This is a genomic window from Rhizobium sp. P1_E1, from assembly GCF_056406015.1.
This window is the reverse complement of the sequence record NZ_JBFUAY010000036.1, coordinates 26,515-49,431: the sequence shown is the minus strand read 5'-3', so window position 1 is coordinate 49,431 and position 22,917 is coordinate 26,515. Positions and strand designations below refer to the sequence as shown.

18 protein-coding genes are annotated in these 22,917 nt (G+C 61.9%); 11 read left to right on the top strand and 7 right to left on the bottom strand.

Annotation, left to right across the window (positions count from 1 at the left end; genetic code table 11):
* The 5 genes from AC1D1Z_RS14995 to AC1D1Z_RS14975 form a co-directional block, all read right to left on the bottom strand.
* Positions 1-876: ABC transporter substrate-binding protein (locus AC1D1Z_RS14995; protein ID WP_477851022.1), on the bottom strand; the 876-nt coding region annotated here is incomplete at its 3' end.
* A 239-nt stretch (positions 877-1,115) separates the two neighbouring features.
* Positions 1,116-2,126: a GlxA family transcriptional regulator gene (locus AC1D1Z_RS14990; RefSeq protein ID WP_018245926.1), complete on the bottom strand. Its 1,011-nt coding sequence runs from the start codon at positions 2,124-2,126 to the stop codon at positions 1,116-1,118.
* Positions 2,123-2,701 carry an isochorismatase family protein gene (locus AC1D1Z_RS14985; protein ID WP_018245925.1) on the bottom strand — a complete coding sequence of 193 codons (579 nt, stop codon included), beginning with the start codon at positions 2,699-2,701 and terminating at the stop codon, positions 2,123-2,125. The genes AC1D1Z_RS14990 and AC1D1Z_RS14985 overlap by 4 nt, the downstream gene beginning before the upstream one ends.
* 123 nt (positions 2,702-2,824) lie before the next feature.
* The gene (locus AC1D1Z_RS14980; RefSeq protein ID WP_020493439.1) at positions 2,825-3,607 is read right to left on the bottom strand and encodes a FadR/GntR family transcriptional regulator; all 783 of its coding nucleotides are present in this window, start codon (positions 3,605-3,607) and stop codon (positions 2,825-2,827) included.
* A 140-nt stretch (positions 3,608-3,747) separates the two neighbouring features.
* Positions 3,748-4,755 (bottom strand): LacI family DNA-binding transcriptional regulator, encoded by a 1,008-nt coding sequence (locus AC1D1Z_RS14975; protein ID WP_018517828.1) that lies wholly within the window; start codon positions 4,753-4,755, stop codon positions 3,748-3,750.
* Positions 4,756-4,965: 210 nt separating this feature from the next.
* Between AC1D1Z_RS14975 and AC1D1Z_RS14970 the strand changes: the two genes are divergently transcribed.
* From AC1D1Z_RS14970 to AC1D1Z_RS14945, 6 genes are all read left to right on the top strand, one after another.
* On the top strand, positions 4,966-6,285 hold the full coding sequence (locus AC1D1Z_RS14970; protein ID WP_018245922.1) for an alpha-L-fucosidase: 1,320 nt from the start codon (positions 4,966-4,968) through the stop codon (positions 6,283-6,285).
* 50 nt (positions 6,286-6,335) lie between these two features.
* On the top strand, positions 6,336-7,559 hold the full coding sequence (locus AC1D1Z_RS14965) for an ABC transporter substrate-binding protein (protein ID WP_018245921.1): 1,224 nt from the start codon (positions 6,336-6,338) through the stop codon (positions 7,557-7,559).
* An 82-nt stretch (positions 7,560-7,641) separates the two neighbouring features.
* Entirely contained in the window at positions 7,642-8,616 is a 975-nt protein-coding gene (locus AC1D1Z_RS14960; RefSeq protein ID WP_018245920.1) for a carbohydrate ABC transporter permease, read from the top strand.
* A complete protein-coding gene (locus AC1D1Z_RS14955; RefSeq protein ID WP_018245919.1) occupies positions 8,606-9,490 on the top strand; it encodes a carbohydrate ABC transporter permease in 885 nt (294 codons plus the stop codon). The genes AC1D1Z_RS14960 and AC1D1Z_RS14955 overlap by 11 nt, the downstream gene beginning before the upstream one ends.
* Positions 9,491-9,688: 198 nt before the next feature.
* Entirely contained in the window at positions 9,689-10,618 is a 930-nt protein-coding gene (locus AC1D1Z_RS14950) for a substrate-binding domain-containing protein (RefSeq protein ID WP_018245918.1), read from the top strand.
* Between the two features lie 16 nt (positions 10,619-10,634).
* Complete coding sequence (locus AC1D1Z_RS14945; RefSeq protein ID WP_026188719.1) at positions 10,635-12,779, top strand: methyl-accepting chemotaxis protein; 2,145 nt, start codon at positions 10,635-10,637, stop codon at positions 12,777-12,779.
* A 69-nt stretch (positions 12,780-12,848) separates the two neighbouring features.
* Here the strand turns inward: AC1D1Z_RS14945 and AC1D1Z_RS14940 are convergent, their stop codons facing one another.
* Positions 12,849-14,111 (bottom strand): DUF3422 domain-containing protein, encoded by a 1,263-nt coding sequence (locus AC1D1Z_RS14940; RefSeq protein WP_018245916.1) that lies wholly within the window; start codon positions 14,109-14,111, stop codon positions 12,849-12,851.
* Positions 14,112-14,356: 245 nt separating this feature from the next.
* Positions 14,357-15,640, bottom strand: coding sequence for an ABC transporter substrate-binding protein (locus AC1D1Z_RS14935; RefSeq protein ID WP_026188718.1), 1,284 nt, complete (start codon positions 15,638-15,640; stop codon positions 14,357-14,359).
* Positions 15,641-15,830: 190 nt separating this feature from the next.
* On the opposite strand from AC1D1Z_RS14935, the gene AC1D1Z_RS14930 reads away from it, so the two are divergent.
* Genes AC1D1Z_RS14930 through AC1D1Z_RS14910 form a run of 5 tightly spaced genes read left to right on the top strand, consistent with a single transcriptional unit; the run spans position 15,831 to position 22,917 of the window.
* Positions 15,831-18,353, top strand: a complete 2,523-nt coding sequence (locus tag AC1D1Z_RS14930; RefSeq protein WP_018245914.1) for a hypothetical protein — start codon at positions 15,831-15,833, stop codon at positions 18,351-18,353.
* A 16-nt stretch (positions 18,354-18,369) separates the two neighbouring features.
* The gene (bglB, locus tag AC1D1Z_RS14925; protein ID WP_018245913.1) at positions 18,370-19,464 is read left to right on the top strand and encodes a beta-galactosidase BglB; all 1,095 of its coding nucleotides are present in this window, start codon (positions 18,370-18,372) and stop codon (positions 19,462-19,464) included.
* Positions 19,461-20,825, top strand: coding sequence for a polygalacturonase PglB (gene pglB / locus AC1D1Z_RS14920; RefSeq protein ID WP_018245912.1), 1,365 nt, complete (start codon positions 19,461-19,463; stop codon positions 20,823-20,825). Before bglB ends, pglB begins: the two co-directional genes overlap by 4 nt.
* The gene (locus AC1D1Z_RS14915; RefSeq protein WP_018245911.1) at positions 20,813-21,919 is read left to right on the top strand and encodes an ABC transporter ATP-binding protein; all 1,107 of its coding nucleotides are present in this window, start codon (positions 20,813-20,815) and stop codon (positions 21,917-21,919) included. Before pglB ends, AC1D1Z_RS14915 begins: the two co-directional genes overlap by 13 nt.
* Before the next feature lie 2 nt (positions 21,920-21,921).
* Positions 21,922-22,917 carry a carbohydrate ABC transporter permease gene (locus tag AC1D1Z_RS14910; RefSeq protein WP_018245910.1) on the top strand — a complete coding sequence of 332 codons (996 nt, stop codon included), beginning with the start codon at positions 21,922-21,924 and terminating at the stop codon, positions 22,915-22,917.

Sequence of the window (22,917 nt, the reverse complement as noted above, 5' to 3'; positions counted from 1 at the left end):
GAACATGCCCTTGCCGTCGTCGATAGCCTTGATGTAACCGTCCTTGTCGCCGACGTAGAAGTCTTTCGGCATCTTGTCCGCGATCTCGGCAGCTGAATGCGTGTTGATGTAGCGCAGCGTCTTGACGAAGGCGTTGGCGAGCTTCTGCGCCTCTTCCTTGTGTGCGTCGACCCAGGAGGCTTCCATGTAGAGTGAGGCGGCCGGATAGGTGCCACCGAGCGCCTGACGGGTCGACTCGACCGTGCGCATGTCGACAAGCACGCTCGCCTCGCCGGTCTTGATCATGCGCGAGATCGTCGGCTCTGTCGTCATGCCGGCCTGGATCTGATCCTGTTGCATGGCGGCGATGAAGGTGCCGCCGGCGCCGACCGGGACCGTCACGACGTCGCCGGGCTTCAGGCCGGCCTTCGAGGCCATGAAGAGGGTCAGGAAGTTCGTGGACGAGCCGAGACCAGTGACGCCGAGGCTCTTGCCCTTGAAGTCGGCCGGCGACTTGATGTCAGGGTGCTTGCTCGAAACCATCTCGACTTCGCCCGGCGCCTGGCTGAACTGGACGATGGATTCGACGAATTTGCCTTTGGCCTGCAGGTCCACACAATGGTCGTAGAAGCCGACCACGCCCTGGACGGCGCCGGCCAGAAGCTGGTTTTCGGCATCGACGCCGGCAGCTTCATTCAGCAGTTCGACGTCGAGACCCTCGTCCTTGAAGTATCCCAGCGATTCGGCAAGCTTGGCGGGCAGATAGATCTGCTTCTCATAACCGCCGACCATGATGGTGATCTTATCGGCCGCATGTGCGGCGCTGGTAGCCAAAGATGCTGCGGCGAGAAGCGTCGAAAAAGCGACGGTGTGAAAAAGGCTGCGTGAAGAACGCATGGAAATCTCCTCCTGTGGTTTGCTAGCATCGTCGTCTCGCCACTTTGACCGTGTCTCCTCCACGATGCTGCCCCTTCCTATGACGTCGAAGCTTTCAATTAGCTTTCAGTCACGGATGGGTAAGCAGCCCGTGGAATTCCATCCATGCATCCCCCGTCGTGGCAAGCGCTTCAACGTGAAAATTGGGAGAGAATATGTCCGCGACCGTCATCGCGATCTGGTGACCGGTGGTGAGCAGCCTATGAACCTGCGGGCAGCCTTGCCCGCGCCGCGCTCGGCGGGCCGTCATTCAAACGGTTCCAGGCGCGGCGGAGCTGCCGCGCCGAGCCGAAGCCGGCGCGCATCGCGACGGCCTCCATGTCCAGCCGCGAACCAGAGAGCATCTCGCGGGCAAGAGCCACGCGCATGCGGTTGACGAAATCCGTAACGCTCATGCCCGTCTGCTCGTTGAACAGCCGTGAAAGGTTGCGCGGGCTGGCGCCGCTGAGGCGGGCGAGGGACGCCACCGACCAGTCCTGAGTGGGGTTGGCGACCACCGCATCCTGTGCACGGTGAATGACCGGGTGAATATGGTTGCGACCTTCAAGCCAGGGCGAAAGCTGCGGATCCGAGCCGCCGCGCCTGAGATAGACGACAAGATATCGCGCCACCGCAAGCGCGCAGGCATGCCCCACCGCTTCGGCGACGATATGCAACATGAGGTCTATGCCGGCGGTGATGCCGGCACTCGTGAGGCGGTCTCCGTCCTCGACATAGAGCCGGTTGTCCCGGACGCGCGCGGTGGGCGCGAGCCTGATCAGATCTTCCATACAGCCGTGATGGGTGGTGCATTCGCGACCGTCGAGCATTCCGGCCTCGGCAGCGAGCAATGCGCCCGAGCAGATCGAAGCCAGTCGAATTCCCGGACGGATGGCGCGCTTCAGCCATGCGATAATGGCAGCCTGGTCAGCGCGTTCCTGTTTGTCCCACGGACGACTGTTTGCCATCGGGGCGTCGGCGCTGCCGGCAATGACGACAAGCGCGCTATCGGGCAAGCGTTCCGGCAATGCGACGACACCCGTAACGGCAAGACCGATCGAACTGCCGACCGTCGCTGATGGGCCGATATAGGTGACGGTAAAGCGGACTGTGCGCTGTTCGAGGTTCGCCTTGCGCAGCACTTCGATCGGGCCGGCGACGTCGAGCAGCAGCACGCGCGGCGGCACGACGACGAAGACCGGGATATCGAAGGGCTGCGCGGCGTCCGTCATGCGGCGAGTGACTTTTCGCGCCCCGCCAATGCCTGTTCGACGGTCGCGATCCGAGCGAAACGGCCTGAGAGGACCAGTTCGGTCCGGTCCCGGATTTCCCTTGCGCTCCAAGTGCGTCCCGTTGCGTCGGTCATCGGGAAGGTCAGGGTCGCTTCGCCGACATAGTCGACCTGATAGCCGAGATCGGAGGCGTGTCGGGTGGTGGTCTCGCAGCACTGTTCCGTGCGAATGCCGGAGACGAGGATACGACGGACGCCGTTCTCGGTCAGCCACACGTCGAGACCGGAACCGACCAGGGCGCTGTGGCGCCCCTTCCTGAACGTCGCCTTGGGAGTGATCCTGAGCGGGGCGAGTGTGCTGACGAATCCGGATGCTTCCGAAAACGGCCCGTTTTCATCGACATGGAAGATCTGGATGATGGGTATTCCATCGGCTTCCGCGCCGTCGATCAGAGCCTGCTGACGATCGATGTAGGCGGATGCCAGGTTTTCATCCCAGTAATCGCGTTGTCTGAAAGACTCTTGGGCGTCGATAACGAGAAGGACAGTATCGTGGCCGGACATTTTTTGCTCCATGGCGGTTGATCATGAAGCCATATTCGGCAATTTGATGGCACGAGAAAATGCGCGCACCGGACAAATAGCGGACAATTCGCGCCAATCGCTGCGGACGCTTCCAGACAGTTCCGGGATCAACTATCAGCTCGTAAAGCTTCGCAGATCCTTCAGCAGGTTGCGGTACCTTGCCTGGCTGCCGACCAGGTGCTCACGCATGGCGTTGCGGGCAGCCTGATCGTCCCTGTCGGAGATGGCGATGACGATCGCTTCGTGCTCCCTGTGTATCAGCTTTCGGTAGGCGGTCTGCTCGGCTGTCCTTGTTTCAGGGACCAGCCGCGACTGCGGGATGATCGCCGAGCCCTGGGACTCCAGGAACTGCCGGAAGAGCGGATTGTTCGTGGCTTCGGCGATGGCGGCATGGAGTTCCAGATCCGCCTCGCGAATGGAGTGATCGCTCTCGATGCACAGGAGGATTTTCCGGTGGCATTCGAAAATCGCCTCCTCCTGCGCGGGCGAGCGGCGCAAGGCCGCAAGACCGGCGGCTTCGATTTCGACAGGCGTTCTGATCTCGAGCACTTCCAGATCGGAAACAACGCGGGCCTTGTCGGCTTTCCCAGCGGAGAGAACCGGATCGGCGCCGAGGACGAAGATACCCGCTCCCTGACGCACCTCGACAAGCCCGTCGGAGCGAAGCGCGGCCACGGCCTCGCGCACGACGGTGCGGCTGACGCTGTGCGTTTCGGTCAGTTCATGCTCACTCGGAAGCTTGTCGCCGGCCGAATACTGGCCGCTCAATATGGCTTGCCGGAGGCTTTCGCCGACCTGTGAGACCAGCGACCCGGAGCCTTTGCTGCGATCCTTCATCTGCATAGCCACGCACGCCCCCGCATCGGCTTTGATCCGCATGCCGTTCAAACGCGGCATTGCGAAATTCACAATTCATCACACATGTATGACAAATTTTTCCGACTTTCAATGCATAACGGCCGGCCAGTGAAAATCCGGCACTGCGCTTACATCTCTCGACGCGGCTTTGGCATATGCGTGAGGACCGGTGGAAGCACTCACAGCCGCCTGGTCGATTCCCCGCGCACGAATCTCGGCGTCAGGATGAAATCCTGCGGCGGTGCGGCGGCGCCCTCCGGGCTTGCTATTCTAGCCAGCAGACGCTGCGCCGCCAATTCCCCGAGCTTCTGCGCATCCTGCACCACCATGGTGATGCGGGGCGTGATGACATTGCTCCAGGGCACGTCGTCGACCATCGCTAGCGACACGTCGTCAGGGCAGCGGAAACCCATCTCCTGCATCACCTGAAGTGCTGCGAGGCCTGTCATATTGTTGGCGCCGATGATGGCGGTCGGCCGGTCGCGGCGGGTCAAGAGCCGCATCGCCTGTGCATGGCCGCCGGTCCTGGTGTAGCCGCCTTCGACCACCAGCGAAGGATCGATGTCCACACCGGCGCCGGCCATCGTGTTCATGAAGCCCTTCAGGCGCTCGTCGGCAGTGTGCAGGCCGCTCGGCCCGGAGATGAAGCCGATGCGCCTGTGGCCGAGCTGCAGCAGATGTTCCGTCAGGATGGTGGTGGTCAGCGGATTGTCGGAGCCGACAAAATCGCGCTCGGCGCCCTCCACTTTCTGGTCGAACATCACGATCGGAGTTTTGAAGTCGCGCAGGAATGTGGCGTACTCCTCGCCCCGCCCATTTGCCGCCAGCGCAATGCCGGCGATCTTCTGCGCCTCCAGCCGCTCCAGCAGCGCCCGTTCGAGATCGGCCCTGCCGGAGGAGTCGGCGATGAGGACGAAATAGCCGTGGTCGAGCGCCTGGTGCTCGATCTCTCGCCGGATGTCGCCGAAGAACATGTTTCCGAGATTGGCCGAAACGAAACCGATCAGCGAACTGCGTCCGCGCGCCAGCGTCTGGGCCACCGGGTCGATGCGGTAACCGGTCGATTTTATCGCCTGCTGGATGCGGTCAAGCGTCTCGGCGCCGACCCGCTTCGGGCTATTGAGCGCCAGCGAGACGGTCGAGATTGAAACCCCCGCAAGGCGCGCGACATCTCGTATGGTGGTCATAGCTATCGAACCGGTTCTAATGTCTTGTTATGTCCGATTTTATTGGTCGGCGCAACATGCATGCTTCAAATCAGTTGTTTTGCAGGGTTTGCTTTTCTGATCTTGTGATCGCGAATTTCGGCTTGACAGATATAGGATCAGGCGAGATGATCATTTGCCGAACCGGTTCGATATGACGTTCAACCGGAAAACAGGGAGGAGAAACCTGTCATGAGTTCGGAACGCCAGCCGGAAAATCCGGCATCAGGAGGGGCGGGCAAACACGCCTGGTTCAGCCAGGATCGCCTGGGCATGTTCATCCATTGGGGCCTCTATGCCTTGGGAGCCCGGCACGAGTGGTTGAAGAACCGCGAAGAGCTGACCGACGACCACTACCAGCGCTATTTCGACAATTTCGATCCCGATCTCTACGATCCCAAGGAATGGGCTCGCCGGGCGCGTCTTGCCGGCATGAAATATGTCGTGGTGACGACCAAGCACCACGAGGGTTTCTGCCTCTGGGACAGCAAGGTGACGGACTACAAGGCGACGAACACGCCCTGTGGCAAAGATCTGCTGACGCCGCTGGTCGACGCCTTCCGCGCCGAAGGGCTGAAGATCGGCTTCTACTATTCGCTGCTTGACTGGCACCATCCCGATTTCCCGATCGACGTTCACCATCCGCTACGCAACCATCCCGACGCCAAGGCGCTGAACGCTGGCAGAAACATAGCCAACTACGCTGCCTATATGCGCGAACAGGTGCGCGAGCTTCTGACCGGCTTCGGCCGCATCGACATCATCTGGTTCGATTTCAGCTATCCCGGGCGCGAATATCGCGGCCTGCCCGGCAAGGGGCGCGCCGACTGGGAGAGCGAGCGCCTGGTTGATCTGGTGCGCGAGCTGCAGCCTGAGATCATTGTCAACAACCGCCTCGACCTGCCGCCCGGCAACCTGCCTGACGTCACGACGCCGGAGCAATATACGCCGCGGGTCGCACCCGCCATCGCCAGCCAGGGGGTACTCTGGGAAGCCTGCCACACCTTCAGCGGCTCCTGGGGTTATCACCGCGACGAAGATACCTGGAAGAGCCCGGAACAGATCATCCAGCTGCTGATCGATTCCGTCGCGCTCGGCGGCAACCTGCTGATGAATGTCGGCCCGACCGGCCGGGGCACGCTCGATGCGCGCGCCGTCAGCGCGCTCGAGGTCTATCAGAACTGGATGGCCGTCAACGGACGTTCCATCTATGGGGCAGGGCCCTCCCGCTATCCGGTGCCGGCTGGCTGCCGTTATACCCAGCGCGGTAACCGCCTTTATCTGCACGTCTACAATTGGCCTTACCGCCACATCCACATCGAAGGTCTCGCCGACAGGATCGCCTATGCGCAGTTCCTGCACGACGCCAGCGAGGTGCACTGGCTGAGCCATGCCAAGGATGTGGATTCCAATATCGGCGTGACGGTGCCGGAAGGCATGATCACGCTCGAACTGCCGGTCCGGCGCCCGGACGTTACCGTGCCGGTGATCGAGATCGTCCTGAAGGCGTGAGCTCGATCGCACTCGCGTGTCCTTTGCGTTCATGGAGGGAGGAGAAACCCATGAAGGTTCTGCAGAAAACGCTTTTGCTTGCCGCTATCGGCAGCAGTCTTTTTGCCACTGCCGCATCGGCCGAACAGGTCAACCTGACCTGGCAGATGTGGACCGGCTCCGAAACCGACACCAAGAGCTGGCAACACCTGGCAGAGATGGTGACCGCCAAGTATCCCGACATCAAGGTGACGCTGACGACGACGGGCTGGGTCGATTATTGGACGAGGCTGCCGGTGCTGGCGGCATCGGGCCAACTCGCCGACATCGTTTCCATGCAGTCGCTGCGCATGCCGAACTTCTATTCGCTGCTCGAGCCCCTGAATGACCGGATCGAGGCTGACAAATTCGACGTCGGCGCCTTTACCCCCTCGATCATTGGCGGCATGTCCGTCGAAAAGCAGCTTTACGGCCTGCCCTACGATGTCGGTCCGTGGGTCATCTATTATAACCAGGACGCGCTCGAAGCCGCCGGCGTTCCGCTGCCGAAGCCGGGCTGGACGCTTGCCGAGTTCACCGATGCCGCCAAGAAGCTGACGAAGGACGGCAAGTATGGCTTCGGTATCACCCCGACCAACTATTCGGTCCTGGCCGCGGCCTGGGGCGATAAATACGTCAACGATGCCGGCGAGCTTGACTTGACCAGTGCGAGTGCAGTTGCCGCCGCCGAGAGAGTGGTCGGTTTCGCCGCCAAGGATAAGATCGCGCCGCTGGTTCCCTCGGGTGGCGCAGATCCCGGTGATGTCATCCAGGGGCGGTTCAATTCGGGCAATGTCGCCATGTATATCGACGGCCCCTGGTCGATCATCGGCATGAAGGATCAGGCCAAGTTCAAGATCGGCCTCACCACCCTGCCGCGCGATGAGGGCGAACTTTCCGCCGTCACCGCAGGCTCCGGTTTCGGCATCGCCACGACGAGCAAGAACAAGGATGCTGCCTGGAAGGCGATCCAGGTGCTGACCAGCCCTGAAGCCTTATCCTATCTCGCTGAGCAGGGCCGTGCCCTGCCGGCGCGCACGGCGTCGCAATCCGCCTGGTACAAGGTGGCGGCCAAGGACATCACCAATGGCGGCGAGGCCATCGACTATTCCCTGGCGCACTCCGTGCCCTACGTGATCACCAACAACTGGGCGGCGGTGGAAAACCTGTTCAACCAGTATTTCCCGCCGGCTTTCGCCGGCAGCGCCGATGCCAAGCAGACGATGGAGTCTATCCAGAGCCTTGCACAGCAATAGAGCCAGCGCGTCCGACAGGACGCGCGGTCGCTTTGAAATCTGCGCATGATCCTATCGGAAAATCGATTCCGATTTTCGGGTCATGCGCCAGCTCGCGCTGCGGCAGGTCCTGCCGCGCATGGAGGAAGACATGTCGCAAAGCGCTGTTGCCGCAGTTCCCTTGCAGCCCGGTCAGCCACGGCGCTTCCTGAAGCCGGAGACGCAGACAGCCATGCTGTTCCTGCTGCCGAGCTTCCTCGGCTTCATGGTCTTCATGGCGCTGCCGATCCTGGCGTCGCTGGCGCTCAGCTTTACCAATTGGCAGCTGATCTCGACGCCATCCTTCGTCGGCTTTCAGAATTATATCAGGCTCTTCACTGTCGATCCGGCCTTCTACACCGTATTGAGCAACACGCTGTTCTTCGCCGTCGAGTATCTGGCGCTGAATATAATCGTCTCGCTGACGCTCGCGGTCTGGATATCGAGCCTGAAGCGCGGCAAGGCGATCTTCCGGGTGATCTTCTTCCTGCCGACCTTCACGCCCACCATCGCCGCATCGGTGGTATGGCTGCTGATCTTCACGCCGGACGGGCTGGCCGACAGCATCATCCGCGCGCTCGGCCTCGGTCTGCCGAATTTCCTGTTGAGCTCGAGCTGGGCCATGCAGGCGGTCGTGCTCGTCACCCTGTGGGCGAATGTCGGCTACAACGTTGTGATGTTCAACGCCGCGCTCGACCTCGTGCCGAAGCATTACCTCGAGGCGGCGACGATCGACGGTGCCAATGCCTGGCAGCGCTTCTGGCGCATCCGCCTGCCGCTCATATCGCCGACCATCTTCTTTGGCACCGTGATGACGGCGATCACCTCGCTGCAGGTCTTCGACGAGATATTCGCGATGACGCGCGGCGGCCCGGGCTCGGCGACGGCCACGCTCGGTTTCGCCATCTACCAGAAGGGCTTCACCAACTTCCAGATGGGCTATGCCTCCGCATTGGCCTGGGTGATGTTCGTCATGATCATGGCGCTCACCATCCTGCAATTCCACATGCAGCGCAAATGGGTGCATTATGACGATTGATCCGACCTCACGGCATCCGCATTCCGTGTCCCAGCATCGTCACCGCATATTGCGGCGCGTCGGCGCCTTCGTCAGCTACACGGCACTTTCGCTGATCGCGCTGCTTTTCCTCTTCCCCTTCTTCTGGATGGTGTCGAACGCGGTGCGCTCCAATGCCGAGGTGATGGCCGTGCCGGTCCGCATCTTCCCCGAGGAGTATCGTTGGGGAACATTCGTCGAAGCCCTGGTTTCCCTGCCGTTCGGAACCTTCCTGTTGAATTCCTTCGTGGTCGCCTGCGGCGTCACGGCGATCGTGATTGCGGTATCCTGCCTGTCTGCCTACGCTTTTGCCCGGCTAAAGTTTCCCGGCCGGGAGGGGTTGCTGCTCACCTATCTCAGTACGCTGATGATCCCGCAGGTGATGCTGGTCATCCCGCTGTTTCTCATCGTCAGCAAGTTCGGCTGGATCAACACCTATCACGGCATGATCCTGCCGGTCGCCTTCAGCTCCTTCGGCACCTTTCTGCTGCGACAGTTCATCCTCGGCATTCCCAAGGATCTCGACGAGGCGGCGATGATGGACGGGGCTTCGCGCCTGCGCATCCTGGTCACGGTCATCGTTCCGCTTGCCATGCCGGCCATCGGCCTCTTGTCGCTGTTCACCTTCATCGCGCAGTGGAAGAGCTTCCTCTGGCCGCTGATCGCCACCAGCGGCGTTGAAAAAGCCACGCTGCCGCTCGGGCTCACCCTGTTCCAGACACAGCAAGGCACCGCGTGGAACTACATCATGGCGGGTGCGACGATCTCCATGCTGCCGGGCGTCGTCCTGGCCATTGTGCTGCAGAGGGTGATCTACAAGGGTATCACCGTCAGCTCCGGCTTTGGTGGACGCTAATAGTTAAAAAACAAAGATTTAAGCGCATCGCATCAAGTTTGTTGTGATGCCCTTCAAGTCCGCTCGGTTGCCGCCCAAGAAGGCGCTCGTGCCGTCGCAATCATAGCCTCGCGCTTAACTTTTGCTTCCGGCCGAAAAGTAAAATTTAACCAAAATTTGAAATAACGCATTTCATATACGAATTGTGCAGGGGAATTCATGAAAACGGCCACGCTTGCATCCATCGCCTTGGCGATATCGATCTCTGCTGCCCATGCCCAGACGATCGGGGTTTCGATGTCCGATCTCGACAAATTCAGAACGGTGCTTCTGAACGGCGTCGTCTCGCATGGGCAGACGATATCCGGCCTCAAGCTCGTCACCGAGAATGCCAAGGGCGACAACGAAGTCCAGAAGCAGCAGGTGCAGAAGCTCATTGCCGACAAGGTCGACGCGATCATCCTTGCGGTCTCCGATGGCGACCTCGGGCCGCAAATGACCAAGATGGCGGCAGATGCCGGTATTCCACTGATCTATATCAACAACGTTCCTTCCAACCTGTTGGACCTGCCGGACAATCAGGTGGTGGTCGCCTCCAACGAGAAGGAGTCCGGAACGCTGGAGACCAAGCAGGTCTGCGCGCTCCTCAAAGGCAAAGGCCGCGTCGTCGTGCTGATGGGCGAACCCTTCCACGCGGCGGCCCGCGCCCGCACCCAGGACATCTCCGACGTCATCGCCACGCCGGACTGCAAGGGCCTTCAGATCGTCGAGCGGCAGGCCGCCTATTGGTCGCGCGATTATGCCGACCAGCAGATGCAGGAATGGCTGTCGGCCGGCGTCAAGTTCGATGCGGTCATCGCCAATAATGACGAGATGGCGCTCGGCGCGATCCGGGCCATGAAGAAAGCCGGCATGCCGATGAAGGATGTCGTCGTCGCCGGCGTCGATGCGACCGACGACGCGCTCGCCGCGATGGTGGCCGGCGATCTCGACGTCACCATTCTCCAGAGCGCCGTCGGGCAGGGCGCTGCCGCTGTCGATGCCGCCGTCAAGCTTATTCGCAAAGAGAAGGTGCCGCGCGAAAACAACGTTCCCTTCGAACTCGTCACACCTGAGAACATTGCCACCTATCTGCCGAAGAGCCAGTGAGCATAAGAGGACTATGATGTTGCATATCTGGAATAAATTCGGCATTCGCGCGCAGATCACCTCCGGCTTCGTGCCGCTGATCCTGTTGATGAGCCTGCTCACGGTCAGCGCGATCTCGGGCATGAACGGGCTCGCCTCCATCTTCGCGTCCTATCGCGCCACGGCTGGTCAAAGTCTCGCCATCTCGGACTACAGCGACCAGCTGAACGAGATTCAGATGTCGGCGGAAGCCTTCCGCTCCACGCCGACGCAGGATGTCGTCGACCGCTTCCGCGCCGGTGTGAAAGCGTTCGACGCCGACGACCCGCGTTTTGCCGGTAACAAGGACCTGCAGTCCGGCCTTGCGGCGATCCGCCAAGACATTGCCGCCTACGGCAAGGCTTTCGAACAGATCGTCTCCCTTCAGGCCAGGCGTGACGCCTTGATTTCCAAGGTCACCGAATTCGGCCCCTGGACCAGCATCGCGCTCAACGACGTCGTGCGCAGCGCCTGGCGCCAGAACGATGTGGCCCTGTTGCAGATGACGGCGGCGACGCTGGAGGCTTTGAACCGCAGCCTCTATTTCTCCGAGCGCTTCGTGCATTCCAACGATTTTGCGGCCTATGACACCGCGCAGGCGGCACTCGCCGAAGCGGTCACGCTCAACGAAGCCGCCGCCAAGGCCGCGAAGAACGAACTGCAGAAGAAGCGCCTGATGGGCGCCGGCCAGCTCATGCAGAACTACACCGCCCGTCTCGGCGACATGAAGGACGTCTTGCAGGCCTCCGGCAATATTCGCCAGACGCAGCTCAGCGTGCTCGCTCCGAAAATATCAGGCGGCTTCAAGGACCTGCAGGCCACCGTCACGGGCGCGCAGAAGACGCTGGACGGTTCTGTAGACGCGACGGTTGCCTCTGCGACCAGCACGACGCTGGTCATCAGCGGGCTGTTGATCGTGATCGGTCTCGTCCTTTCCTATTTCGTCGGCCGGCTGATTTCCTCTGCGGTCCGTAACATGGCGCAGTCCATGGAGCAGCTTGCCCGCGGCGAGGAAGGGATCGTGATAACGGGCGTTGAGCACCGCCACGAACTGGGGGCCATGGCGCGTTCGCTGAAGGTTTTCCAGGAAACGGGGCGCGCCAAGCTGATCGCGGAAGCCAATGCCGAACGCGCTCGTCTTGCCGCCGAGGAAGAGCGGCTCCGCCAGGAGGCCGAGCGGCTCAGCGATGCGCAGGTGATGGAGCATGCCTTCCGCCAGATTTCCGTCGGGTTGGACGCGCTTTCCAAGGGCGATCTCACCGTCCGCGTCGGCGAAGTCGACCATCGCTATGTGAGGATCCGGGATCATTTCAACAATTCGGTCGCGAGCCTCGAAGAGGCGGTCGACTCGGTCATTCGCGCCGTCGCCACCATCCGGTCCGGCCTTGCGGAAATCTCCACGGCGTCCAACGATCTCGCCCGCCGCACCGAGCAGCAGGCAGCCTCGCTGGAGGAGACCGTCGCGGCGCTGGGTGACGTGACCCGCGGCGTCAACGGAACGGCGGAGGGCGCAAGCCGCGCGCAGGGTGTCGTGGCAACGGCCCGCACCAATGCCGAAAAGGGCGGCGAGATCGTTGCCCGCGCCATCGACGCGATGACGGAAATTCAAAATTCGTCGTCGAAGATCGGCAACATCATCAGCGTCATCGACGAGATCGCCTTCCAGACCAACCTGCTGGCGCTGAACGCCGGCGTGGAAGCGGCGCGCGCCGGCGAGGCAGGCAAGGGCTTTGCCGTCGTCGCCCAGGAAGTCCGCGAGCTCGCCCAGCGCTCCGCCAACGCGGCAAGGGAGATCAAGCAGCTGATCTCCACCTCCTCGGCGCAGGTCAAGACCGGCGTCCAGCTGGTGGGTGAATCCGGCCTCTCGCTCGAACAGATCGTCGAGCAGGTCACCGCCATGAATGCGACCGTGGCCGAGATCGCCGTTGCCGCCCGCGAGCAGGCGACGAGCCTGCGCGAGGTCTCGGCCGCCGGCGACCAGATGGACAAGGTGACGCAGCAGAACGCCGCAATGGTCGAAGAGACCACGGCGGCCGCCCAGAGCCTGACACATGAAACCGAAAGCCTCGCCGAGCTGCTGCGGCGGTTCAGGACGGGCAGCGGCCGGGCGGCGGAACATCGCCACTACGCGATGGCATCCTGACGTTCGGATGCAGGCAAGCAAACGCCGCCGCCTCGAAAGGGCGGCGGTGAGCGAATGTCTGGCGTCGCTTCAGTGGCTTCCGGATGCCGGACCGGCGGAGTGGCCGGCAATGCTCTTGCGAACGTGACGAACCGCTGTCCAGACGGCAAAGAGCACGAGCGGGATGGCGCCGAGAACGGCGAGCTTCGCCACGTGGGGATCGACACCCAGTTCGGAAATACTTTCGAGGCAGATCTTCGCCAGGCCGACGGTGTAATAGGTGATGGCGATGACGGAGAAGCCTTCGACCGCCTGCTGGATATGCACCTGGATGCGAGCCCGTTCTTCCATCGACGTCAACAACGATGCGTTCTGATCTTCGAGCTGAACCTGCACGGTGGTTCTAAGGAGGTCTCCGGCAAGGCTGACGCGTTCGGCCAGTTCATCGAGGCGGCGTTCGGCGGCTTCGACCGAGCGGACGGCTGGTTGAAAGCGCCGATCGATAAAGGTGCCGAGCCGCTGGCGCTGTTCGACACGTTCCTCACGAAGCTCCGACACTCTGCTCGCGACAATTTCGGCATAGGCTTTCGTCGCGCCGAAGCGGTGGCGGGCGAGCGCCGAGAAGTTGAGAACGTCCGAAGAGAGCCTGGTCACCTCGGAAAGCAGTGCCTTGTCGACCTTGATCGCACTCTGCATATGCGCGATCAGCAGGTCGAGGCGTCGGTCGAAGACGGAGAGCTTCGAGACCGTCTCGCGGGCCATCGGCAACGCCAGCAGCGCCATCATCCGGTATGTCTCGATCTCCAGGAAACGCCTGACCATGCGGCCGGTGCGATAGGCATTGAGGTTGCGGTTGAAGAACAGAAATTCGACGAAACCGCTATCGGTCAGCCGGAAGTTCGAATGCACTTCCGCGTCGCCGCCGCCGACCTGAGAGGCGACATAGTCGAGCCTCGGTTTTTCCGGACGCTGCCCGTCCTTCTCGTCCCGCACCAGCACGCGAACGGCCGCGATGATCTTCCCGTTGATCTGGCGGCAGCAGGCCTGAAAGGCTTCAGGCGGATTGCTGCCGGGTTCGGCCGACGCGGGAACGACGAAGGTCAGGGTGAGGAACTCGGTATGCGCCTCCCACTTCAGCCGGCCGTCGCCGATGCGGCCGATGCCGTGGTTGCCCTCGCGGGTCGTGGAGACATCCTCCAGCCCCGGCAGGGAATTCGGTATCTGAGGAGGGGCATTTTCTCCGACGATGGCGACGTGCCACACATCCGTGTCGCCATCGAAGTAAAGCGACGGCCGCGCGTGGAGCTCGTTGTGAAGTTCCCTTCGCAGCGGATGCTCGGAGCCCATCGGCATGGAAATGCACCTCTATAAGGTAGACAGTCGCTGGGTCGCCGGACGTAACCGGGTTGCCGGCATGTGTGAGTTGACCATGGCGCCCGCGAGCCGGCGAAGGCTGACAACGCCTATAGCCTCTCCCGAACCGGATGTCACGACGCCTTCGCCAGCGGAGGCGCCATGCACGAAACGAAAAAGCCACGGCCCTGTTGCGAGGCCGTGGCTGCAGCATGCGCGCATTGTGCGGGACAACGCGTGACCGGTTACTTGGCGGCGAGCGCCTCGTTGACCTTGTCGACGTCGGCACTCATTGCCTTGAAGGTCTCGTCGAGGGAGAGTTCGCCGACGATCAGCTGGCTCATCCTCTGAACGATGAGCTGATAGATGGCGGAGGATCCCTTGAGACGTTCCAGGTCCCGGGCTGCCTGCGGCACGCTATTGCGGCTTCCGAGGAAGACGGCCATCGCCTCCTTGGCATTCTTGCTCTCGAGCTTGTATTGCGGGTCCTTGATGTCGGCGCCCGTCAGGATGACGTAGTTTTCAGCGATTTCACGCTGGACCTTTTCAGAGCCAAGGAATTCGATGAACGCGGCAACGGCCTCCGGAGACTTGGTGCGCTTGAAGCCGACGATCGCGGTGCCACCCGGCATCGCATAGCAGCCGGCATCGCCGCACGGCGCGCTGATCGCCGTCCAGTCGAAGGCGTCGCCGATCTTCTTCTGGAACGGATTGACCATCCAGTTGCCGGCGAGATAGGTCACGACGTTGCCGTTGACGAACTCGTCACCCATGTTCTTGTACTGGGTTCCGCCGGCAGCACCCCACATTTCCTTCGGGAAGGAGCCGTCCTTCGTCCAGCCGTAGAGATCCGTGACATAGCGCTTGGCGGCATCGTCGGGGAAGAAAAACTTGCCGTCCTTAACGTAGTTCGAGCCGTAGGAGAATGCCGCGCCGGAAAAGCGATGGCCCGAGCGATCCATCGTGAAGGGGATCTGAGCGCCGGTCGCCTTGGCAACACGCGCCGAGGCTTCGACGATGTCCTTCAGCGTGGCGGTGGGCTTCGGAAGCGGTTCGCCGGCCTGTTCGAACAGCGTCTTGTTGACGAAGGGCAGGTTGAAGGTCTGCGACGCGATATAGCCGTTGATCGACTGCGGATCGTTGACGCCGGGGAAGCGAAGTGTGTTCAGGCTGTCGCCGTGCAGCTTGGCGAAGCCATCCGGGTCCTTCATGTAGGGACGCATGTCGAGGTAATAAGGGGCAAGCTGCCAGTCGGTGATCTTGGCGATGTCAGGGCCTTCGCCGACGGCAAGCTGTACCGGCAGCTGCTTGGCGACCGCATCATAGCCCGAAGAGACGAAATTGACCTTGATGTCTGGATGCGCCGTCTCGAATTCCTTGCTGAGCGCTTCCATCCGCTCGACGTAAGCCTGGTCGTCGTCGGTGAACAGAAAGGTGATTGTCTTGGTTTCCGCCATGGCCGCGCCGGACCATGCGAAAGAAGCGGTAGCCAGCGCCACTGCGAAGGCACCTGAAAGATAGGTTTTCATTTTCATCCTCCCATGAAAACATTTTCATCAATCGCGGCCTCGGCCATCGATAAATCAATTTCATATACTTGACATTCGTTCCGTCAAGCTATTTTCTGCGGCAATAGCGATGTTTTTGAGCAATATGCAAAAATAGCGCGCACAAAAACCTAATGAAAATATTTTCATAGGATTGCGGAGGAGGCGGTCTGTGAAAACGGAATGCATCAAGCAGCCGGACGATATGGCGCCAGCATACAGCGTGGCTGAGAGGCAAACGATCACGGCATGGGCCGTTTCCGGCCTCATCGCCAGCTATTTTCCCGGCGAGCCCGCGCCGGCCGAAGACCGCGTGAACTATCGTTTCATCAACGGTTTCGTCGATGTCGGCGACCTGCCCTGCCGCAAGGCCTTCTGGTCCACCATGGTGGGGCGGCCGCTCTCGCCCGACACCTCCTGGCCGACCGAAAGCCTCAATCTTCCCGGCTCGAACCGCCGCGTCGAGTTCACCGGCTTCTGGCATGTGCCGACGCATCTCAGGCGATGGCTGAAGGGCACGTTCAGGACGGAGACTGCGCGAACGCTAAATCTCAGACTGAAGACCTGCGGCGGCGTTCGCATATGGGTCAACGGGCAGGAGGTGGTGCGCTTCGAACCCTTCAAGCGCAATCTCGAGAGCGCGACCGACATAAGCCTGTCCCTTGAAACTGGCGACAACCAGATTCTCGTTCACACCGAAGACCTCGCCGAGCGCGACACGACGTGGTTTTTCGAGCTCGAGATGCTGGACGAGGAGCCACTCTGCGTATTGTTGCCCGTATCGCTGGATCAGAATGAGGTCCGCGAGCTGGAGGCCCTTGCCCGTGGCGTCCGCCCGGCCCGCGACGTCTTCGTCAATCAGCCGCTGGAGATCATATTCGGCACCGCGCCCGAACGCGACTTGCCTGTCGAGATCAAGGTCATCGGCCATGGTCACGAACGGCCCGTTCTCGCGCACTCACGATTGACGCTGCGCGCCCATCAGAGCAGCCTCACGGCCGACGATGTCTGCGGCATTGCGGACGGTTATCACGGCGTCCACATGACGATCGGCTCCGGCACGGGCTCGGTCACCCGCGTCATCGATGCTGCCTTCATGAGCAGCATTTCACCGTTGCCATCAGAGGCATCGCTCGCCGCCCGCAAGCGGCAGGCGCTCGAATACAGCGCCCGCTTCGGCGCAAACCGCGTCGGGCGCCTCATTGCGATGATGGAAACCGGTCACCACGACCAGGAAAGCTTCGATCGCATCATCGACGCGACACTCGCCTCCATCGATGCGCGGGAGGATTGCTCGGATTTCATCATGGTGCCGCTCTTGTGGCTACTCGGTGCCTATGCCGACCGGATGTCCGATGCCGTGGTCGCTCGCATTCGGCATTCCGTTCGTTCCTACCGTTACTGGGTCGACGAGCCGGGCAACGACGCGATGTGGTTCTGGAGTGAGAACCATGTGCTCTGCTTTCACACGAGCCAGCTGCTGGCGGGACTTCTTCTGCCCGACGAGGTGTTTTCAGCCTCGGGCCGGACGGGGCGGCAGCAGGCGGAAATCGCCGGCGAGCGGCTCGGGCGCTGGTTCGACAGCGTCGAAGCCCATGGATTGGCGGAGTGGAACTCGGCGGCCTATTACCCGATCGACTTCATTGGCCTGCTGGCACTGGAGCGCTGGGCCGAGATGGCGATGTCAGCGCGCGCCCGCGCCCAGATCGATCTCATCTTCCGCATGATCGCCCTGCATTCGCTCGCAGGCGTTCCGGCCGGATCGCAGGGGCGCGCTTACGACAAGGAGTTGCGTGCCGGCCCGCTGACCGAGCTTGCGCCCTTCGCCCAGGTCGCCTTTGGAACCGGTTGGTTGAACAACGGCGTTGCGGCATTGACCATGTTCTGCGCCGGCGGCTACGAGCCGCCCGCCGATCTGGCCGAGCTTGCCGCGCTCTCGCGCGCAAGAAGCGTCGAGGCGCGTTACAGCCAGGGCCTCGAGAGCGGAAAACTCGTGCTGTTCAAGAACGAGGCGGCGCAGCTTTCGACGGTCGTCGATCATAAGACCGGCCAGAAGGGGCATCAGCAACATGTCCTCGACATCCGGCTGGCCGGCCACCCGATGGCGAGGCTGTGGATCAACCATCCCGGCGAGGACGATCCCTGGGGCAATCAAAGGCCATCCTATTGGGCCGGCAATGGCATCCTGCCGCGCGTTGCCCAGCATTGCGACGTCGCCCTGCTGGTCGAGGACACAAGCGACGCACGCCATGCATGGACGCACGCCTATATCGGCCGCGACGGCCTGGACGATCTCATCATCGAAGACAAGTGGCTCATCGCGCGATCGGGCAGGGGATTTTCCGCCCTCTGGGCGTCGAACGGGCTGGAGCTGATCACCGACGGCCCGACCGCCGGCCGCGAGGCACGCTCCCACGGACCGCTTTGCGGCTGGGCTGGTATCGTCGGATGCGGCGATGGCGACGCTTTCAAGGCATTCACCGAACGCCTGTGCCGGACGACGGTTTCCTTCGATCCCGGGCTTCGGCGCCTCTCCCTGACGCCGCCGAGTGGCCCGGCGATCTGCCTGTCCTATGCCGACGGTCTTTCGATCGGCGGCGAGGCGAGGCCCTTCACCCACGATCAGCCGCACCCGATCCTCACACACGACAGTGCTGCCTCCGGCGCCGGCACTGACGGACCCTTCTACTCTTGAAACATAGGTCTCCAACATGAACACAACATCTGTCGATAACGCCGCGCTCCTGACGACGATCGATCGCGTGGCAACGGCTTTCAGCCGGCTCAGGGGCATCAAGGAAGGTCTCGTGACCGGAAATTCCGCCTCCGGAATCCAGTTCGACGAATGGGACTGGGAAGTCGGCGTCGGTCTCTACGGCTTCCTGCGGCGCGCCATTTCCACCAATGATCAGAAAGCGCTGCAGGAACTGGTGACCTGGTATGCCGGACAGATCGAACGCGGCTTGCCGCCGCGCCAGATCAACAGCACGGCGCCGATGCTGCCGCTAGCGATCCTCGTCCAGCATGTCGACCGTCCGGATTTTCGCGCTCTCGTCGAGGACTGGGCCGAATGGCTCGTCAAGGAACTGCCAAAGACCGAAGACGGCGGCTTTCAGCACGTCGTCAAGGAGCGCCTCAACGACGGCGAATTGTGGGACGATACGCTGTTCATGGCCTGCCTGTTTCTCGCCCGGGCCGGCGTGCTCTGCGAACGCAGTGAATGGATCGACGAGGCCGTCTATCAGTTCGTGATCCACACCCGTTACCTTTCCGATCCGGTCAGCGGGCTCTGGTATCATGGCTGGACCTTCAACGGGCGGCACAATTTCGCCAATGCGTTCTGGGCGCGCGGCAACGCCTGGATCACGGTCGCCATCCCCGAGCTCTTCGATCTCGTTCCGACGCTCGGCGAGAAGGACCGGCGTTTTCTGTCGAACGTCCTCGTCAGCCAGGTGCGCTCCTTGAAAGCATACCAGCGGCCAGATGGCATGTTCACCACGCTTCTGGACGATCCGTCTTCGCCGTTGGAAACCTCAGCCACGGCAGGCATTGCCTATGGCATATTGCGCGCCATCGATGCCGGCATTCTCGACAAGGACGACAGGGCCCATGCGGAGCGCGCTCTTGCGGCGGTGTTGGCGCAGATCGACGAAGAAGGCGTGGTCCACGGCGTCTCGGACGGCACGCCGATGGGCCATGACCTCGATTTCTACAGGCGCATCCCCAACGTGCCGACGCCTTATGGCCAGGCGCTGACCATGCTGCTCCTGACGGAAGTCTTTCTCGAGAACGGCGAGCGCCAATGAGCCCCGTGTCCCTTGTCGCGATCGAGCCGGCAGAGGGCGACGATACGGTCCGCCTGCAGGCGGCCATCGACGGCTTGTCGGCTTCGGGCGGCGGACGCGTGGAGCTCATGGCCGGCATCCATGTCTGCCGCGGGCTCCAGCTCAAATCCGGCGTCGACCTTCATCTGGCCGCCGGAGCGATCCTGCGTCCCGTTCCGGATTATGCCGCCTACACGCATACGACCGTTTCGGTGATTGCCGAAAAGTCGGACCGTGGCATGATCGTCGCGAGCGGTGCGCGGCGGATCAGCCTGACGGGAGCGGGTCGCATCGAAGCCGGTTGCGACAGCTTCATTGTGGGGGACGACGAGACCGTTGGAACCTTCATCCCGGCCGAATTTCGGCCCCGTGTCGTCGTCTTCGAAGGCTGCGACGAGGTCGAGATCAGCTCCATCCATATCAGCCGCTCGCCGATGTGGACGTTGCACTTCGTCAACTGCACCGATGTCGCCGTCACGAACGTGACCATCGACAACGACCGCCGCCTTCCCAACACCGATGGCATCGTGCTGGATGCCTGCCGCGGCGCCGTCATCGAGGACTGCCGGATATCGACGGCCGACGATGGCATATGCCTGAAGACGAGCATCGGTCCCGACCGTGTCGCCATCGGGCGATGTGAAAACATTCTCGTCCGCCGTTGCTCCGTTCAGAGCCTCAGCTGCGCGCTGAAGATCGGCACGGAAACGCATGGCGACGTTACCAACGTCGTGTTCGAGGATTGCAGCGTCTCTTCCTCCAACAGGGCGCTCGGCGTCTTTTCCCGCGACGGCGGCAGGATATCCAACGTCAGGTTTTCGAGAATTGCGGTAGAGTGCCGCGAGACCCCCGATGGTTTCTGGGGCTCGGGGGAGGCGCTGACGGTCAATGTTGTCGACCGTGTCACGGAACGCACGGCGGGCGCCATCGAAAATCTCATCGTCGAGGACATAACCGGGCGGATGGAGGGGGCGATCACAGTCATTTCGACCTCGTCGGCCGGCATCGGCAACGCATCGCTGGCACGCATCGCCTTGGACCAGCAGCCTGGGCAACTCGGCACTGCGCGGTCCTACGACCTGCGTCCGACAAACGCGGACCTTTCCCCGAAAGCCGATGGCGGCGGCCGTGCTAATGCCTGGACCCGCGGGTCGGACGGCCGGGTGATCGGTCTTGAGCACTATCCGGGAGGAATGCCGGCCGTCTACGTGGCGGGGGTCACCGGGATCTTGATGAACGAGGTGCGGGTCACAAGGCCGACACCGCTGCCGCAAGGCTGGAACAAAAACGACGCCGTCTTCGAAACGGCGGCACCTGATGGGAGTGGGGCATGGCAGAACTGAAGCTTTCCAACGTCAACAAGTCGTATGGCTCGGTCAAAGTCCTGCATGACGTCGAACTCGATATCAAGGACGGCGAGTTCGTCGTCTTCGTCGGTCCGTCGGGATGCGGCAAGTCTACCCTGCTGCGCGTCATCGCCGGCCTCGAAGAGGTGACCTCAGGCGCAATCGCGATCGGGGCGCGCGACGTCAGCGCGCTCTCGCCGGCCGAGCGCAAGATCGCGATGGTCTTCCAGTCCTACGCGCTCTATCCGCATATGAGCGTTCGCAAGAATCTCGCTTTCGGCCTGGAGAACCTGAAGTTCAAACGCGCCGAGATCGAGGCGCGGATTGCCGAGGCTGCCAGGATGCTGGCGATCGAACCCTATCTGGACCGGCGTCCGAAGCAGCTTTCGGGCGGCCAGCGCCAGCGCGTGGCGATCGGCCGGGCCATCGTGCGCGAACCTGACATTTTCCTCTTCGACGAGCCGCTGTCCAATCTCGACGCGGCGCTGCGCGTCCAGACCCGCGCCGAGATCACCAAGCTCCACCGCGACATCAAGACGACGATGATCTACGTCACGCATGACCAGGTCGAGGCGATGACGATGGCCGACAAGATCGTCGTGCTGCGCGCCGGGCGGGTCGAGCAGGTTGGGGCACCGCTGGACCTGTTCGACAGCCCGCGCAATCTCTTCGTCGCGGGTTTCCTTGGCTCGCCGCGCATGAACATCATCAAGGGCAAGGTATCAGGCATCGACGAAAGCGGCGTCACCATCGATGTCGGCAATGGCGGCAAGATCGTCAGCGACGTCGATCCTACCGGCATTGCTGTCGGCCAGGCCGTTCTCGCCGGCATCCGGCCCGCGCATTTTTCACGCTCCAGCGAGCAGGGCCTGCCGTTCATCGTCCAGTATCACGAGGGCCTCGGCACCGAGACCTATGTCTATGGCAAACTTGCAGGACAGGACGAGCAGATCATCATTCATGAGGCCGGCCATTTCGCGCCGGCGCCTGGGGATCACATCCTGATCGACGCCGTGCCGGGGCGGGTTCATCTGTTCGATCCCGAAAGCGGCCTGGCTTTTGCCCGGCGGCCCGGACAGGGGAGGCGCTGAACATGGCGGCGCTCAAGGCAGGTGTATTGCTGTCCCAGGCAGGCGAAGCGGCGATGAGGGTGGTCGAAGCGCCGATGAATGCGATCGAGCGCATCTTCGGCCGCAAGCGCATGCCATGGCTGTTCCTGGCGCCGAACCTCGTTCTGTTCGCCATCTTCACGTTCCTTCCGATCGCGATTGCGATTGGTTACGCCTTCACCGGCGGCACCAATCTTTTCGTGTCGGAGCGCCCCTTCGTCGGCTTGGACAATTTCCGCACGCTGCTTTCCTGCGGCAATTATCTGCAGCCGGGAACCTGCCAGGAATCGCTGTTCTGGACGGCCGTGTGGAACACGCTCTGGTTCGTGGCGTGCAATGTTGTCGCCACATTGCTGGTGGCGCTGATCACGGCGCTGATCCTCAATCGGGCGATCGTCGCGCGTGGTTTCTTCAGGGCGATGTTCTTCTATCCCGTCTTGCTGTCTCCCGTCGTCATCGGCCTCATCTGGAAATGGTTCCTCGATCGCAACGGGCTGCTGAACGCCTTCTTCCAGATGATCGGCGTTCCCCCTGAAATCTTCCTGCTCGATGTCGGCTGGTCGCGCTTCTTCGTCGTCGTGGTGTCGGTCTGGTTTCATATGGGTTTTTACACCCTCATCCTCTTGGCCGGCCTCCAGGCCATTCCGAAGGAGCTCTACGAGGCTGCCTCCATCGATGCCGCCTCGCCACGCCGCACGCTTTTTAGGATCACGCTTCCCCTGCTGGCGCCGAACCTGCTGGTCGTGTTCATTCTGTTGATGATCAAATCCGTCCAGATCTTCGACGAGGCCTGGGTTTTGACCAATGGCGGCGGTCCGGGCACGGCCAACAGCTTCATCGTCCAATATATCTACCAGATGGCGTTCGGCAGCGATCTTCGCCTCTTCGGTCTCGCATCCGCGGCATCGGTTCTCATGGGGCTGGTGCTTCTGGTTCTCACCCTCATACAGCTGCGCATCGGCAAGCGAATGGAGTCCTGA

Excerpts from the sequence above, each read along its gene's own strand:
- AC1D1Z_RS14990 (WP_018245926.1), bottom strand. The coding sequence starts at position 2,126 with ATGACGGACGCCGCGCAGCCCTTCGATATCCCGGTCTTCGTCGTCGTG.
- AC1D1Z_RS14910 (WP_018245910.1), top strand. The coding sequence starts at position 21,922 with ATGGCGGCGCTCAAGGCAGGTGTATTGCTGTCCCAGGCAGGCGAAGCG.
- AC1D1Z_RS14970 (WP_018245922.1), top strand. The coding sequence starts at position 4,966 with ATGAGTTCGGAACGCCAGCCGGAAAATCCGGCATCAGGAGGGGCGGGC.
- AC1D1Z_RS14980 (WP_020493439.1), bottom strand. The coding sequence starts at position 3,607 with ATGCCGCGTTTGAACGGCATGCGGATCAAAGCCGATGCGGGGGCGTGC.
- AC1D1Z_RS14935 (WP_026188718.1), bottom strand. The coding sequence starts at position 15,640 with ATGAAAACCTATCTTTCAGGTGCCTTCGCAGTGGCGCTGGCTACCGCT.
- bglB (WP_018245913.1), top strand. The coding sequence starts at position 18,370 with ATGAACACAACATCTGTCGATAACGCCGCGCTCCTGACGACGATCGAT.
- AC1D1Z_RS14915 (WP_018245911.1), top strand. The coding sequence starts at position 20,813 with ATGGCAGAACTGAAGCTTTCCAACGTCAACAAGTCGTATGGCTCGGTC.
- AC1D1Z_RS14945 (WP_026188719.1), top strand. The coding sequence starts at position 10,635 with ATGTTGCATATCTGGAATAAATTCGGCATTCGCGCGCAGATCACCTCC.
- AC1D1Z_RS14950 (WP_018245918.1), top strand. The coding sequence starts at position 9,689 with ATGAAAACGGCCACGCTTGCATCCATCGCCTTGGCGATATCGATCTCT.
- AC1D1Z_RS14975 (WP_018517828.1), bottom strand. The coding sequence starts at position 4,755 with ATGACCACCATACGAGATGTCGCGCGCCTTGCGGGGGTTTCAATCTCG.
- AC1D1Z_RS14955 (WP_018245919.1), top strand. The coding sequence starts at position 8,606 with ATGACGATTGATCCGACCTCACGGCATCCGCATTCCGTGTCCCAGCAT.
- pglB (WP_018245912.1), top strand. The coding sequence starts at position 19,461 with ATGAGCCCCGTGTCCCTTGTCGCGATCGAGCCGGCAGAGGGCGACGAT.
- AC1D1Z_RS14965 (WP_018245921.1), top strand. The coding sequence starts at position 6,336 with ATGAAGGTTCTGCAGAAAACGCTTTTGCTTGCCGCTATCGGCAGCAGT.
- AC1D1Z_RS14940 (WP_018245916.1), bottom strand. The coding sequence starts at position 14,111 with ATGCCGATGGGCTCCGAGCATCCGCTGCGAAGGGAACTTCACAACGAG.
- AC1D1Z_RS14960 (WP_018245920.1), top strand. The coding sequence starts at position 7,642 with ATGCGCCAGCTCGCGCTGCGGCAGGTCCTGCCGCGCATGGAGGAAGAC.
- AC1D1Z_RS14985 (WP_018245925.1), bottom strand. The coding sequence starts at position 2,701 with ATGGAGCAAAAAATGTCCGGCCACGATACTGTCCTTCTCGTTATCGAC.